Raw genomic sequence first — 14128 nt, 5'->3', positions numbered from 1 at the left:
AGGATCACCATGAAACTTGAACTGCAGAGGTCAAAGGTAAAGAACATCGCGTGGGGAGACAAGACAGCATTCCTCGCCTGCGGCACGCTTCAGATCAACAAAGAAGAGTTCCTGGCGGCTGCCGCCGATGCCGAGCATTTCATCTCCATGACGGCTGAACTTGCCCGTCCCGGAGAATCTGTCCGCATCTGCCCCGTTAAGGACGTAATACAGCCCCGCTATAAGACGGAGGGCCCCGGACAGGAGTTCCCCGGAATGCTGAGCGGAGTCGAAACAGTAGGCTCAGGCAAAACATTCGTGCTTGACGGTGCGGCCGTCGTCACAACAGGACGCATCGTAAACTTCCAGGAAGGCATCATCGACATGACGGGCGAGGGCGCGAAGTACACCCCGTTCTCATCACTGATGAACGCAGTCCTCGTATTCGAGCCCATCGAAGGACTTGAGAAGCACGAATATGAGAAAGCCTGCCGTCTGGCCGGCTTCCGCGCCGCGCTCTACCTCGCCGAGGCCGCATGGAAGGCCGGAGCCGCGGTAGACTCAACAGAGATATACGAGCTGCTTCCGTTCGACGAAAGCATGAAGCTCTATCCCGAACTCCCGAAGGTCGCCTACATCTACATGCTGCAGACACAGGGTCTTCTCCATGACACATACGTCTACGGCGTGGACGCAAAACGCATCCTTCCCACGATCATCCACCCGAACGAGACAATGGACGGCGCCATCGTTTCAGGCAACTGCGTATCAGCCTGCGACAAGAACCCCACCTACGTTCATCAGAACAACCCCGTCATCAAAAACCTCTATGCGCGTCACGGCAAAGACATCAACTTCATCGGAGTCATCATCACCAATGAAAACGTAACGCTCATGGACAAAGAAAGAAGCTCAAACTACGCTGTGAAGCTCGCTTCAATGCTCGGCGTCGACGGCGTCGTAATCAGCGAAGAAGGCTTCGGCAACCCCGACGCCGACCTCATCATGAACTGCCGCAAGGCGGAGCAGGCTGGCATCAGAACCGCGCTCATCACCGACGAGTACGCGGGCCGCGACGGCGGAAGCCAGTCGCTTGCCGACGCCACGAAAGAGGCCGACGCGGTCGTAACGGCGGGCAACGCAAACATGATCGTAGTGCTGCCGCCTCTTGACACAATCATCGGATTCACCGACTACACCGACGTCATCGCCGGCGGATTTGACGGATCGCTTCGTCCCGACGGTTCAATAGAGGTTGAGCTCCAGGCAATCACCGGCGCAACAAACGAGCTCGGCTTCAGCCCGCTCGGAGCCCAGACCTGGTAGGAGGAAAATACAATGGCTAAGAAAAAGATCGTACATTACATAAACCAGTTCTTCGCCGGCATCGGCGGAGAAGAGAAGGCTGACTATCAGCCTGAGTCACGCCCCGGCGTAGTAGGTCCCGGCCTTGCGCTGAAGGCGGCCCTTGGCGACGACGCGGAGATCGTAGGAACGGTCATCTGCGGCGACGGCTACTTCGCGGAGAACATGGACGCTGCTGCGGCTGAGATCGTAAAGCTCATCGCAGCCTTCGAGCCTGACGCAGTAATCACAGGCCCCGCATTCAACGCCGGACGTTACGGCACAGCGGCGGGCGCGGTGGCTGACGCGGTACAGAAAGAGCTTGGCATCCCTGCCATCTCCGGAATGTACGTTGAAAACCCCGGCGCTGACATGTACAAGAAATTCGTCTACATGGTCCCGACGGACGACAACGCGCGCGGCATCAAGACGGCCGTCCCCGCGATGGCGAAGCTCGTCAAGGAAGTGCTCGACGGAACGGTCAGCTCACCTGAGCAGAGCGGCTACATGCCCCGCGGCGTCCGCGTGAACTTCTTCCAGGAGAAGCCCGGCGCAGACCGCGCAGTCGACATGCTCGTCAAGAAGCTCAAAGGCGAAGCCTTCACAACAGAATATCCGATGCCCAGCTTTGACCGTGTAGAGCCCGGCGCAGCAATAACGGATATGAAAAACGCGACGATCGCCCTTGTTACATCAGGCGGCATCGTACCGAAGGGCAACCCCGACCACATTGAGTCCTCAAGCGCAAGCAAATACGGCGCATACGACATAGCGGGCGTGCAAACGGCTGACGCCGAGCATTACGCGACGGCCCACGGCGGATACGACCCCACCTATGCCAACGAAGACCCGAACCGTGTTCTTCCCGTAGACGAACTCCGCGAAATGGTAAAAGAAGGCGTCTTCAAGAAGCTCTATGACTACTTCTTCACCACAGTCGGCAACGGAACGTCAATAGCCAACTCAAAGAAATACGGACTGGCCATCGGCAAGCAGCTGAAAGACGACGGAGTTGACGCCGTGATCCTCACCTCCACCTGAGGAACCTGTACTCGTTGCGGTGCAACGATAGTAAAAGCAATCGAATCATACGGCATTCCCGTGGTCCACATCTGCACGATCGTACCTATCTCAAAGACGGTCGGCGCAAACCGCATCGTCCCCGCGGTAGCCATCCCTTACCCCCTCGGCGACATCAGCAAGACGCCGGAAGAGGAAAAGCATATCCGCCGCGCGCTTCTCGACAAAGCCATAAAGGCCCTCGAGACGCCCATTTCAGAACAGACAGTATTTTAAACTCTAACAGATGGGGGAACGGGACCTTCCCGCTCCCCCTTTTTTGGGTTTTACAGGAGTTGTATGTATTCACATATAAAAATATAAAATCCACGTTACTCTTATTCCCTTGAACAATGACCCAAACCATTGTGAAAACTATAATTACATAGAATACAAAGCCGTTGCGGCTATCTTCATATAATAAGACTAAACACAGGAGGAATAGCAACATGCCCAATGCAGCAATAAAATCAAGCGCCTATTCTTTGAACCACACACCGGAACTCGGCCTCTGGTACGGCAACACCCCTTACGAGGAAAGAGCCGCCCATCCCGATTCAGAGTTTCTCAAGAATCTTCCCTCTTTTCAGCAGGACTACGAAAAGGCGGCAAGCTACGCGCCGAACCTCACCTACATCGGAGCCATGGAGATAGAGGAGCTTGACAAAAAGCCCCAGCCCTGGCACATCAACCTTGAAAGCGCCCCCGTGCGTTTTGGCAAGTACGGGGAGATCATGCCCGAAGACGAGACGATAGCGCTGATCGACCTCTGCGACGTATTCGACCTCATCTGGCTTTCAGAGGATTTCGCGGCTACCGCAAAGGAAAAGCTCGCAAAAGACCCCATCATCACCCCCAAAATGATCGACGCCGTTGAAAAGGGACACCCGATGGAAGAGATCGAAAAAGAGATAGCAAGCGGCGGCGCTCTTCCGCTCTACGTCGGCGGCAAGGTCATCGGCTGCGCAAGACGCGGCCATGAAGTGGACCCGAACCTCACAGCATACGAACTTCTTGTAAACCTCACCTGCAAAGCCTCTGCGGTGCTCTCACTGCTTTACCTCATAAAGAACAGCGGCATGAAGCCCGAAGACATCGACTTCGTAGTCGAATGCTCCGAAGAGGCGGCCGGCGACATGAACCAGCGCGGCGGCGGCAACTTCGCGAAGGCTATAGCCGAAGTGGCCGGCTGCGTCAACGCCTCCGGCTGCGACGTGCGCGGCTTCTGCGCAGGCCCCGTAAACGCTCTGCTTGCAGGCGCTTCAATGGTGGCGGCCGGCACGCGCAAGAACGTCGCGGTAGTTGCGGGCGGCGCCATCCCGAAGCTCTACATGAATGCGCGCGACCACGTAAAGAAAGAACTTCCCGCTCTTGAAAACTGCATCGGCTCATTTGCGGTGCTCCTCGTTCCCGACGACGGCAAGAACCCAGTGCTTCGCCTCGACGCCATCGGAAAGCATACGGTAGGCGCAGGCGCGTCGCCGCAGACCGTCACCTCCGTCCTCACCTACGAGCCGCTCCAGAAGGTCGGACTGACGCTCGCCGACGTAGACAAATACGCCCCCGAGCTCCACAACGCGGAGATAACCCTTCCCGCCGGCGCGGGCGACGTGCCCACGGCGAACTTCAAGATGATAGCGGCGCTCGGCGTAATGAAGAAAGCCATTGAGAAGGCCGACATGGCCAGCTTCATCAAAGATCACGGAATGCCCGGCTTCGTCCACACGCAGGGCCATATCCCCTCAGGCGTTCCCTTCGTAGGACATGCCGTAGACGCCATCAACGCCGGCAAGATGAACCGCGCGATGATCATAGGCAAGGGAAGCCTCTTCCTCGGCCGCCTCACGAACCTGGCCGACGGCGCTTCGTTCCTCATAGAGAAGCCGCAGCCCAAGAAGGAAGAGACCTCAGTGAGCAAGGACGAGATCCGCGCAATGATCCTCGAGAGCCTCGGAGAACTTGCGGCGAACCTTTCAAAGAAGGACTAAATTATGGCAGACAACGACGTTAAGGCCCTTATCGGGCAGATACTTGGCGAAATAATAGAAGAGGCCAAAGAGGGCGGCGGCAAAAAAACCAAAGTCGGCCTCATGGCCTACGGCAGCGAGCTCGGCCAGGCGGAACTTTGCCGCGGCGCGCGCCTCGCAATGCAGAACGACCCGGCGATAAAGGTCTTCTGCATCGGTCCCAAGCTTGAAGGCTACGAAGACCTGAGCTGGATCGAAACGGCAGCCGACGAGCACGAGATCTCGGCGGCAATGGAAAAAGCCTTAAACGACGGAACGATAGAAGGCGCGGTAGCCCTCCACTACCCCTTCCCCGTCGGTGTAACCACTATAGGAAAAGTCTTCACTCCGGGCAAGGGGAAACCGTGCTTCGTAGCCTCCTCTACGGGCACATCCTCCTCCGTGAGGACAGAGGCCATGCTCCGCAACGCGCTCTACGGCATAGCGGTGGCGAAGGCCGACGGCGTGCCGAACCCAACGGTCGGCGTGCTGAACCTTGACGGAGCCCAGACCGTTCTCCGCGCGCTTCAGAAGCTCAAAGACAACGGATATGAGATCAACTTCGCCGACAGCATCAGAAAAGACGGCGGCGCCATCTTCCGCGGCAACGACATCCTCGCGGGCGCGGGCGACGTCTGCGTCACCGACACGCTCACCGGAAACGTCCTAATGAAGCTCTTCGGAGCCTGGACCACCGGCGGCAACTACGAGGCGATGGGCTGGGGCTACGGCCCCTCCGCCGGCGAAGGCTGGAAAAAGGTCATCTCCATCATCTCACGCGCCTCCGGCGCGCCGGTCATCGCAAACGCGCTCTCCCTCAACGCACACGCCGCGAAGAACCACCTTCCCGGCTTAGTAGCGAAGGAACTTGCGGCGGCGAAGGCGGCAGGCCTTGACGAACTGATCGAAGCGATGCTGCCAAAACAGGCCGCAGCCGAGGAAGAGGTCAAAGCGCCCGCCACCGAGCCGACCGACGAAGAGATCCACGGCGTCGACGTGCTTGAGATAGAAAACGCGGTCAAAGCTCTCTGGAAGAACGGCATCTACGCCGAGTCCTCAATGGGCTGCACCGGCCCCGTCATCAAGTTCGCAAAGCACAACGAAGAAAAGGTCAAGGAAGTCCTCCAGAAGGAAAACTACCTGTAAGGCCCGCCGAAGACGACGAATTTCAAATAAAATGCGCATAGCCGGTCCGCAGGGGCCGGCTATGCCTTTAACTGGCGCGCGCAAAAACATGGCGGCCTTTTACTTCAGCGTCCCGTCGGCAGGTGATGAAAGCCGGCAGTTTTAACTCTTTGAACAGCTTTGTGCGCGGAAGCGTGCCGCCGCCGTTTTATGCCTGCTGACATCTTAGGTAAAAAAATCCTTCGTTTACGCTGCGTTGGAGTTGCTTTTTTTACGACATCGCCTATTATATAAACTGCTACTATATAAATTACATCAGTGCGTAGTATTATCAGACCAAAAATATTTGACTGGGAATGACGCAGATGATTATAGAAAAACGACTGTCAAAGGCCGATACTAAATATGTCGCCGTCTGTACCGCCGTACTCTTTGCCATTTTTTCTCTCATGTATCTGGCCGTTATGCTCTGGAGCGGCTTCAGCGAGCTGCGCACGCAGCGCGGCGAGGTGATGAAGGCCGAGGAGCTGATGACGGAGGCGGAACGCTTTATCATCGACACAAGGATAGGGCGTCTCGCCGCCGACCTTGCCTACATCCACGACACGGTGGCGCTTGAAGGGCTTGCGCCCGAAAAGTATGACAGGATAGCGCGCCAGTGGAAGGCCTTCATCGACAGAGAGGAGATCTACGATCAGATACGTTTCATAGACGCCGCCGGAAACGAAGTGATACGAGTAAACGACCATCCGAACGGGGCGCGGCAGATAAAGGCCCCTAAGCTTCAAAACAAAGCTGACCGCTATTATTTTAAAGATTCCATAGGCCTTGCCGAGGGCCAGATATATCTTTCAAAGCTTGACCTGAACATCGAACACAAATACATCGAATCTCCAATCAAGCCGATGATACGGCTTGCCTGTCCGTATTTTGAGAAAAACGGGAAACTGCGCGGCATAGTCTGTCTTAATTATCTTGCCGAAGACATGCTGAAAAGGGTGCGCGGCGTAGGAGCTGCGGGGCACGGAAATATATTTCTGCTGAACGCTGAGGGCTACTGGCTCTACAACGAATCAGACCGCAGCACCGAATGGGCCTTCATGTACCCAGAGCGGGCGGCGGTCTCTTTTGCGGCGCTCTTTCCCGCAGTATGGAGCCAGATAGTACGCGGCCGAGAGGGGAACATCATTGCACCGGAGGGCATCTTCACCTATAAAAAGGTGGCGGCCGCGCGCGACGGGGCATGGACCGTAGTCTCGTATCTCCCGTCAAGCGGCCAGCGTTCGGAGCCTTTTTCATGGAGCGACGGCAAGGTCGTGCTGTGGCTCATAAAACAGAATATCCCCGTCTTCTTCATAATTCTTGCGCTGGCTTTTGTGCTAGCCATCCTCATCTCAAACGAACGCACCAAAAGTGAACTTGTCAAACGCTATTCGGAATACGACGAAATGACGGGGATGCTGAACCGCAGGGCGGGGCTCGAGCGGCTCTCGGCGCTTTGCCAAAAGAGCGCCGAACTTGGGCGCACCGTTACGATATGCTTCATAGACGTCAACGGACTGAAGGAGGTCAACGACACCTTCGGACATGAGGCGGGGGACGTTCTGATACTTTCGGTCGTGAAGGCGATAGGTTCCGTCGTGCGTAAAAACGATTTTCTCGTGCGGCTCGGGGGCGACGAATTTCTTATAGTGCTTGACGGAGCGGACGCCGCCGCGGCGGAAAAGGCCTGGGGCCGCGTCGCGTGGGAACTCGACAGATTAAACGCCGGCAAAGAGCTGGGGTATTCTCTGAGCGCAAGCCACGGCATCGCAGAGATTTCGCCGGGCGAAGAAATAGAGGCGGCGATGCACTTGGCAGACCTCAGAATGTACGAGGAAAAGCGCGAGCTTAAAAGAAAAATCAAAAATTTAAAAAATGACGCAAAGCAAAAAGAATAGAGGCTAATGGAAATAAAAATGGAAATAAAAAGGAGGGGGAAATCCCCTCCTTTCTTTTTTATGCTATTTCGGCGGCGCAAAAAGGCGTCATTTATATCCGCCTCCGCCGCTATACATAGACGCGAACTTTTGCCGCCGCAGTCGGCGCGGCTATTCTTTTTCCGCCGAACGTTCCAAAAGCAGCGCTATTATCTGGTCCGTTTGGTGCAGCATCGCCTTTTTGCTTATTTTTTTCAGCATTGCGGCGGGAGCGCGTTCTGCTATCTCGCAGGAGGCCTCGCCGGTCTTGGCGTGCCATTTTGAGTAAAGCTCGGCAAGCCAGCGGCCCGCGGGCGGCAGAGTGCGGAAGGCCTCCATGCCCGCCTTTTCCTTTATGACATATTCGACGCTTACACCTTTTTTCGCGCAGCTTATCATAAAATCCCGAAATATTTCATCTTTGTCGAGCTGCATCAGCTCTTTCGGGCGGTCGAGCGCAAGTGAAAAGCGCGATTCCATGAACTTCTGAGCGAAGTCCCAGAGGTCGAGGCGCCGCCTGCACGCCGCGGTAAATACCGCCTCCAGATATTCGCGGTGTATCTGTTCCAGCGTTTTTTTGGCAAGCTCCGCAGCCTCTTTTTTCTGCGGCGCCGTATTCTTTGGCAATTTCCATTGTAGCTTTCAGCATCTATTATTCGCCTCCCGCCGCGCCGTCCGTTTTGAGCGCCGCGGCCGCCTTTGCGTCCTCCGCCTCTATGCGCGCGGCGTGTTCTCCCGGCGGCAGGTCTATCTGCGCCGCCGATATTTCGTAGTGCAGCAGCTCCAGCGACCGCGCCGGCTCCGATCTTTCCGGCGCGCAGAGCGCGGCAAGCCGCGCCGTCTCTTCAACGGCGCCGCGCGTCACCACTGTGCGCGGATAGCGCACGCGCGCCACGCGCTCGATTATTCCAAGCAGCCGCTCGCGGTTCGGCTCTTTGAGCTCTATTGCCTGAAAGCGGCGCTCAATGGCGCGGTCGCAGGCGATGTAGCGCTGAAATTCTTCTGACGTGGTGGAGATTAGCATACTTATTCCACCGCTTGTGATGTACGGCTTTAAGGTATTGAGCAGGTTGGTCGGGCCGGAATTTTCACTGAGCCGGTGCGCCTCGTCCACATAGATTATTATTCCGTAATATTCGGCCTCGTCGAGAATGTGTTTGAAGCGCAGGTCGCGCTTGTCGCGCTCCTGATTGATGAGGTCTATGTTCAGTTCGCAGACGCGGCGGCCAGCAAGCCTCGCGTAGCGTCCCTCTTCGATGAGCGAAGCGAGCATCCGTACCGTCGTCGTCTTTCCGCAGCCGGCCGGGCCGGTGAGCGCTACGTTGTTCTGTTCCTCCGATGCAAGCGCCACTGCGATGCGGTCAAGCGCCGCGTCGTCCTGTAGGATCTGTTCGAGCCCCTTCGTCTCTCCGTTCAGCGCCCGCCCGAATTTTGCGCAAAGCGGAGGCAGTTTTTGATGCGCGGCCATCACAGAGTCTCCCCCTCTTCCAAAAGCGATTCTAGCGTCAATTTTTCAAAATGTTCCGCGCCCTGAGTTATCCAAAGCGGCGAGCTTTTGCGGCTCCTGCGCAGCTTCGCGCGGCTTCTTAGTGTGCGCAAGGGGCCTTCCGCAAACGAAACGTAGCTTATGCTGCCGTCGCGTTCTATCGCGCGTATCTCGTCGTTCAAGTCCTCCGGCCTGTAGATTACGTCGGCTGCGGAGACGTAGGAGTCGAAGGCGCGCGTTAGGCGCTCCTCTTCCGCCGCGTGCCACATGCGCTGGGCGCTCGCCGAGTATAGCGTCTCTATCAGCTGGCTTTCTTCGCATCTGCTTTCAAGCGAGAGGCGCGAGAAATTGTCGTAGCCGAAGACAAAGCTCAGCTCCTCCCAGCTTTGGCGGAATTTATCAAGGAAGTTCAGCATTCCCCATCTGTCAAGCTCCGGTATCAGTACTGCCGCGCCCCGCCCCGCGTTCTGCGCGGCTGCGCCGAGCGCCGCCGTCAGCATCGGCGCAAAGCCGCGGTCCGCCGCCGCGTTGCCGCTTGAACAGACAAAGAGCACGCGTCCCGCCGGCGCGTTTATATAATCTCCGAGCTTGAAGGCGGGCAGAGCCGCAAAGAGCGCGGTGTTTTCCGTCACAGTCTCCATCAGCGCGCGGAAGTTCGATGTATTCGCGTCTGCCTGCATCTTGATGCAGCGCTGCGTGTTCGTGTTGTCTCCGTTTGTCAAAAGCAGGTCGGCAAAGGGGACAAGCTCCTCACGGTCGCCCCTCTTCTGAAAGCGCAGCTCTCGCTCCATGATGTATTTTGAGAGCGCGAACTCCCGCGTCAAAGCGCCGTGAGCCGCCTCCATCTCACGCAGCCTGTACTTTACAGGCAGAGCGTCCGTCTCGCCGCCTATCGTCTTCGTCATCAGAGTTTCTATATACTGGTGCTGACGGCAGAAGATAGGCCACAGGTTGTGCGAGGCTATCGTGGAAAGCAGCGCGCCGCCTTCGTCTGTCCTTGCTGCCGCCATGTTTTTCAGAACGTTTTTTTCCGTCTCCAGCATGTAGGTGAACATTCTTTCCGTAGAAAGTTTGCCCAAGTCGTCGAAAAATTTGTCGTTAGCGTCGCGCGAGCGTATCTCTTCATAGACGGAGTGGCGTATTACGCGCGCGATGCCCGCGCTGGTCGCGCCGAAGCGTTCGCTTGTGACGAACGGCTCTATTATATCCGGCATTACGGAGTTTTCGCTTGAAAGGTCCGCGAGCACCGCGTTTGCCGCGCAGCTTTCATAGAGCTTGCCGGAATAGTCGAAGACGACAAGCGCCGTATCGGGATAGGCGTCAGGCCACATCTCAATAGTCCTGCGGAAGCTCGCCGTCTTTCTTTCGCTTCCGCCAAGCATCAGCGTGTCGCTGCCGTATAAAAGCTCCGGCCCAAAATTTTTTATCTCTATCATAATAATTCCCCGCAGACGGGGCGCGCCCCGCGTCAAATTGTGCAATGAAGCCCGTTCAATAATGGATTGTACCCACCAGCCGCCAAAAATTCAACTGAAAAAATTTATAACGAAAGCGCGCCGCGCGGAAAATACCTAGCATAGCGCGTAAGTTTTGCCGAGCTTCCGCTGTGTAGATAGGCTGTGGCGCGCTTTCGCGCAGTTTTTATACTTTTAATTGCATGGATAAAGCATAAACCACGGACAAAAAGAAATAAACGAAGTCTCTGAGGAGGGCGGTTATGGAAAAATTTTCTTCGATCACAACTATATATATGGGCAAAGACGCGCTCGCCTCCGCGCTCTGCGGCGCGCAGAAAGTTTTTGTCGTGACAGACCCGTTCATGGTATCAAGCGGAAAAATAGGCTATGTGACTAATTTTCTGGACGATGAAAATATACAGTACACCGTATTCTCCGACGTTCAGAGCGACCCTGATATAGAGACGGTGGCGGCGGGCATGGCGCGCATCATAGAGTTCCAGCCCGACCACGTAGTGGTGCTTGGCGGCGGCTCTCCGATAGACGCGGCGAAGGCGATAGTCTATTTCGCGCACAGGCAGGGAAAAATACCGCCGTCTCCCTTTACCGCCATACCGACTACGAGCGGCACGGGCTCTGAGGTGAGCCGTTTTGCCGTAATAACGGACCACAAAAAAAATGTGAAATACCCGATGGTGGAGGAGAGCCTTCTGCCCACCTCCGCCGTACTCAACGCGGAGCTGGTCATGAGCGTGCCGCCGAAGGTGACCGCCGACGCCGGCCTCGACGTGCTGACTCATGCGATAGAGGCCTTCGTCTCCACAGAACGCACCGACTTCACGGACGCGATGGCGGAGAAGGCCATCAAGCTCATCTATCATCATCTGCTGACCGTCTACCAGCATCCAGACGATTACGCGGCGCGCCAGCGCGTGCACAACGCCTCCTGCATGGCGGGCATAGCCTTCTCAAACGCGGGGCTGGGCCTCAATCACGCGATGGCTCATACGCTTGGGGCAAAGTTCCACATAGCTCACGGACGCGCTAACGCCATCCTGCTGCCGTACGTGATGAGCTTCAACGCCGGCTGCTCGACGTCGCTTACGGCGACGGCCAAACGCTACGCGAAGATAGCCTATCTCTGCGACATATCGACCTCAAGCGTGCGCCAGAGCGCGCTCAACGTCATCCGAACGATACGCTCGTGGGAAAAAAAGATGGACATACCGCAAACGATACGCGCGGCCGGCGTCACGGAAAGCGCCTTTTATAAGCTGCTGCCGGAGATGGTGCGCGACGCTATGGCCGACGGCTGCCTTGCGACGACGCCGCAGCCCTGCACCAAAGAGGACGTCGAGCGCGTCTTTGAGAACGCCTACAACGGCAAGCTGCCGTAGCCGCAATAAAAATGAGAGAACTTGACGGCAAAGAGCGAATAATACAGGAGTTCGTACCTGGGAAACAGGTCACGCTTGCGCATGTCATCGCGCGCCCAGTGCCCGAGCTCTACGGCAAGCTCGGCCTCTTTGACAACGGAGGCTCCATCGGCATATTCACGATAACGCCGAGCGAGGGCGCGATGATAGCGGCGGACATAGCCTCAAAGGCGGCAAACGTCCAGATAGGATACGTCGACCGCTTCAACGGCTCGCTGCTGATAACAGGCGAGGTGGCGGCGGTAGAGGCCGCGATGCGCGACGTCATGTCGGTGCTGTGCGACGTCATGGGTTTTACGCCGGCCCAGATGACGAGGACATAACAATGATCGAAGCAAGATCAAAACGTGCGCCGCGCCTCATCTTCATAGGAGCCTCCGCCGCGGGCAAGACGACGCTTACGCAGGCCATCCTTCGCGACGAGCTGCGCTACCGCAAGACGCAGACCATAGAGGTGGCGGGCGGCATGGTCATAGATACGCCGGGCGAATATCTTGAACGCGGGCGTCTGCGCGGCAGCCTCGCGGTCGCCGCCTCTGAGGCGAACGTCATCGTCCTGCTGCAAAGCGCGACGGCTCAAGTCAGCTACTTTCCTCCGTCGTTCGCCTCGATGTTCGCAAAGCCAGTCATAGGTGTCGTGACAAAGGCGGACGCGGCCGCGCCGGAGCAGATAGAAGAGGCGAAAAGGCGCCTCGAACGCGCCGGAGTTACAAAGATATTTGTCACCAGCGCTTACAAAGGGACTGGCGTTCAGGAATTTGTCGATTACATAGATACGTTTTCCGAAAGAAAGGTGAGCTGAAATGGGAGGAGAGATCATAACAAGCGTCGGCATCGACGTCGGCACATCCACTACGCAGCTCATCTTCAGCAAAATAATAATAGAAAACCGCGCCAGCAGCTACACTGCGCCGCGTATCGCCATCGTCGGCAAAGAGGTCTTCTACAGAAGCCCCATTTACTTCACGCCGCTTCTTTCTCCGACCGAGATAGACGCGGAGGGCGTAAAAAAGATAGTGACCGACGAATACCGCAGCGCGAACATGGCGCCAGCGCTGGTAAACACGGGCGCAATAATAATCACGGGAGAAACGGCGCGCAAAAAGAACGCAAATCAACTGCTCTCGGCGCTCTCGGATATGTGCGGAGAGTTTGTCGTGGCGACTGCCGGCCCCGACCTTGAATCGGTGCTTTCGGCGCGCGGCGCGGGAACGGACAAAATATCGGAAGAGCGGCGCGCCGTAGTGGCAAACATCGACGTGGGCGGCGGCACGAGCAACATAGCGGTCTATGAAAAGGGAAACCTGCGCGGCGTCACCTGCCTCGACATCGGGGGCAGGCTCGTAAAGGTGGACAACGGCCGCATAAGCTACGTCTATCCAAAAATAGAAAAGCTGGCGCACGATTTCGGCCTTGAGGTGAGCGCCGGAGCGAGCGCCGACGTTGCGACGCTTACGAAGCTCTGCAAAATAATGGCTGGGCTGCTTGCCGAAGGCGTGGGGCTTCTTCCCGCCTCCGACGCCTGCAAAGCGCTCTATACGAACGCGGGGCGCGGACTTCCCGCAGGGCTGCCGAAGCTATCGGGCCTCACCTTCTCCGGAGGCGTTGCGGACTTCATCTACAACGTATCGCAGGCCGATCCGTTCAGATACGGCGACATCGGCGTCATTCTGGGCTATCAGATAAAAAATCATCCAGCCTTTGCTGGGATCAATTTTTACACCCCCTATGAGACTATTCGCGCGACGGTGGTGGGAGCGGGCACCTGTACTACGGAGATAAGCGGCAGCACCATCTCTTACGCCGCGGGGCAGCTCCCGATAAAAAACATACCGGTGCTGCGCGTGGCGGAGCCGGACGAGGCGACGGCGGCGGGCGTCGAAAAATCTCTTGCCTTTCAGATGCCCATATACGCGCCGAACGGCCATCAGGAGCGCATAGCAATCTCGCTCACCGGTGAAAAATTTCGCTCCTTCGATTCGATACAGCAGCTGGCCGACGCTCTCATAAGCGGCGCCGCCCCGATCATCGAAGGGCCCTATCCGCTAATAGTGGTCGTCGAGTGCGACGTAGGCAAAGCGCTGGGCCATTCGCTCAACGTAAAGCTCGAGCATAAAAAGCCCGTCATTTGCATAGACGGGATACACGCGGGAAACGGAGACTACATCGACATAGGAGAACCGGTATATGGCGGCCATGTGCTGCCGGTAGTCATCAAGACGCTCATTTTCAACTCGTAAAGCGAGCTTGGAATATTTACGGCAATCAAAATATGGAG

General features: G+C 56.8%; 12 protein-coding genes. 9 read left to right on the top strand and 3 right to left on the bottom strand.

Annotated features, from left to right (window positions below; genetic code table 11):
* Positions 1-9 precede the first annotated feature (9 nt).
* The 5 genes from RRY12_04055 to RRY12_04035 all read left to right on the top strand — a co-directional run bounded on the left by RRY12_04055 (position 10) and on the right by RRY12_04035 (position 7453).
* Complete coding sequence (locus RRY12_04055; protein ID MEG2183829.1) at positions 10-1305, top strand: glycine/sarcosine/betaine reductase component B subunit; 1296 nt, start codon at positions 10-12, stop codon at positions 1303-1305.
* 12 nt (positions 1306-1317) lie between these two features.
* Positions 1318-2619: a glycine reductase complex selenoprotein B gene (grdB, locus tag RRY12_04050; GenBank protein MEG2183828.1), complete on the top strand. Its 1302-nt coding sequence runs from the start codon at positions 1318-1320 to the stop codon at positions 2617-2619.
* Between the two features lie 212 nt (positions 2620-2831).
* Positions 2832-4370 (top strand): glycine/sarcosine/betaine reductase complex component C subunit beta, encoded by a 1539-nt coding sequence (gene grdC / locus RRY12_04045; protein MEG2183827.1) that lies wholly within the window; start codon positions 2832-2834, stop codon positions 4368-4370.
* A gap of 3 nt (positions 4371-4373) precedes the next feature.
* Positions 4374-5534: a glycine/sarcosine/betaine reductase complex component C subunit alpha gene (gene grdD, locus RRY12_04040; protein MEG2183826.1), complete on the top strand. Its 1161-nt coding sequence runs from the start codon at positions 4374-4376 to the stop codon at positions 5532-5534.
* A 344-nt stretch (positions 5535-5878) separates the two neighbouring features.
* Positions 5879-7453: a sensor domain-containing diguanylate cyclase gene (locus tag RRY12_04035; protein MEG2183825.1), complete on the top strand. Its 1575-nt coding sequence runs from the start codon at positions 5879-5881 to the stop codon at positions 7451-7453.
* Between the two features lie 150 nt (positions 7454-7603).
* Here the strand turns inward: RRY12_04035 and RRY12_04030 are convergent, their stop codons facing one another.
* Genes RRY12_04030 through RRY12_04020 form a run of 3 tightly spaced genes read right to left on the bottom strand, consistent with a single transcriptional unit; the run spans position 7604 to position 10393 of the window.
* Complete coding sequence (locus tag RRY12_04030; protein ID MEG2183824.1) at positions 7604-8098, bottom strand: hypothetical protein; 495 nt, start codon at positions 8096-8098, stop codon at positions 7604-7606.
* A 25-nt stretch (positions 8099-8123) separates the two neighbouring features.
* Positions 8124-8939, bottom strand: a complete 816-nt coding sequence (locus tag RRY12_04025) for an AAA family ATPase (GenBank protein ID MEG2183823.1) — start codon at positions 8937-8939, stop codon at positions 8124-8126.
* Entirely contained in the window at positions 8939-10393 is a 1455-nt protein-coding gene (locus tag RRY12_04020) for a hypothetical protein (protein MEG2183822.1), read from the bottom strand. Before RRY12_04020 ends, RRY12_04025 begins: the two co-directional genes overlap by 1 nt.
* 281 nt (positions 10394-10674) lie before the next feature.
* Between RRY12_04020 and RRY12_04015 the strand changes: the two genes are divergently transcribed.
* From RRY12_04015 to eutA, 4 genes are read left to right on the top strand one after another with little or no spacing between them, the layout of a single operon-like run.
* A complete protein-coding gene (locus tag RRY12_04015) occupies positions 10675-11811 on the top strand; it encodes a 1-propanol dehydrogenase PduQ (GenBank protein MEG2183821.1) in 1137 nt (378 codons plus the stop codon).
* Positions 11812-11822: 11 nt separating this feature from the next.
* A complete protein-coding gene (locus RRY12_04010; GenBank protein MEG2183820.1) occupies positions 11823-12173 on the top strand; it encodes a BMC domain-containing protein in 351 nt (116 codons plus the stop codon).
* A gap of 2 nt (positions 12174-12175) precedes the next feature.
* Positions 12176-12652, top strand: a complete 477-nt coding sequence (gene eutP, locus RRY12_04005) for a EutP/PduV family microcompartment system protein (protein MEG2183819.1) — start codon at positions 12176-12178, stop codon at positions 12650-12652.
* A gap of 1 nt (position 12653) precedes the next feature.
* On the top strand, positions 12654-14090 hold the full coding sequence (gene eutA / locus RRY12_04000; protein MEG2183818.1) for an ethanolamine ammonia-lyase reactivating factor EutA: 1437 nt from the start codon (positions 12654-12656) through the stop codon (positions 14088-14090).
* Positions 14091-14128 lie beyond the last annotated feature (38 nt).

The sequence above is a fragment of the Cloacibacillus sp. genome, from assembly GCA_036655895.1.
Classification (GTDB): domain Bacteria; phylum Synergistota; class Synergistia; order Synergistales; family Synergistaceae; genus JAVVPF01.
The sequence above is the reverse complement of the archived record's forward strand: the minus strand, read 5'-3'. Positions and strand labels throughout refer to the sequence as shown.

What these genes read in the sequence shown, in the direction of transcription:
- grdD (MEG2183826.1), top strand. Translation starts at nt 4,374, where the DNA reads ATGGCAGACAACGACGTTAAGGCCCTTATCGGGCAGATACTTGGCGAA.
- RRY12_04020 (MEG2183822.1), bottom strand. Translation starts at nt 10,393, where the DNA reads ATGATAGAGATAAAAAATTTTGGGCCGGAGCTTTTATACGGCAGCGAC.
- RRY12_04010 (MEG2183820.1), top strand. Translation starts at nt 11,823, where the DNA reads ATGAGAGAACTTGACGGCAAAGAGCGAATAATACAGGAGTTCGTACCT.
- eutP (MEG2183819.1), top strand. Translation starts at nt 12,176, where the DNA reads ATGATCGAAGCAAGATCAAAACGTGCGCCGCGCCTCATCTTCATAGGA.
- RRY12_04035 (MEG2183825.1), top strand. Translation starts at nt 5,879, where the DNA reads ATGATTATAGAAAAACGACTGTCAAAGGCCGATACTAAATATGTCGCC.
- eutA (MEG2183818.1), top strand. Translation starts at nt 12,654, where the DNA reads ATGGGAGGAGAGATCATAACAAGCGTCGGCATCGACGTCGGCACATCC.
- RRY12_04055 (MEG2183829.1), top strand. Translation starts at nt 10, where the DNA reads ATGAAACTTGAACTGCAGAGGTCAAAGGTAAAGAACATCGCGTGGGGA.
- RRY12_04015 (MEG2183821.1), top strand. Translation starts at nt 10,675, where the DNA reads ATGGAAAAATTTTCTTCGATCACAACTATATATATGGGCAAAGACGCG.
- RRY12_04025 (MEG2183823.1), bottom strand. Translation starts at nt 8,939, where the DNA reads ATGGCCGCGCATCAAAAACTGCCTCCGCTTTGCGCAAAATTCGGGCGG.
- grdC (MEG2183827.1), top strand. Translation starts at nt 2,832, where the DNA reads ATGCCCAATGCAGCAATAAAATCAAGCGCCTATTCTTTGAACCACACA.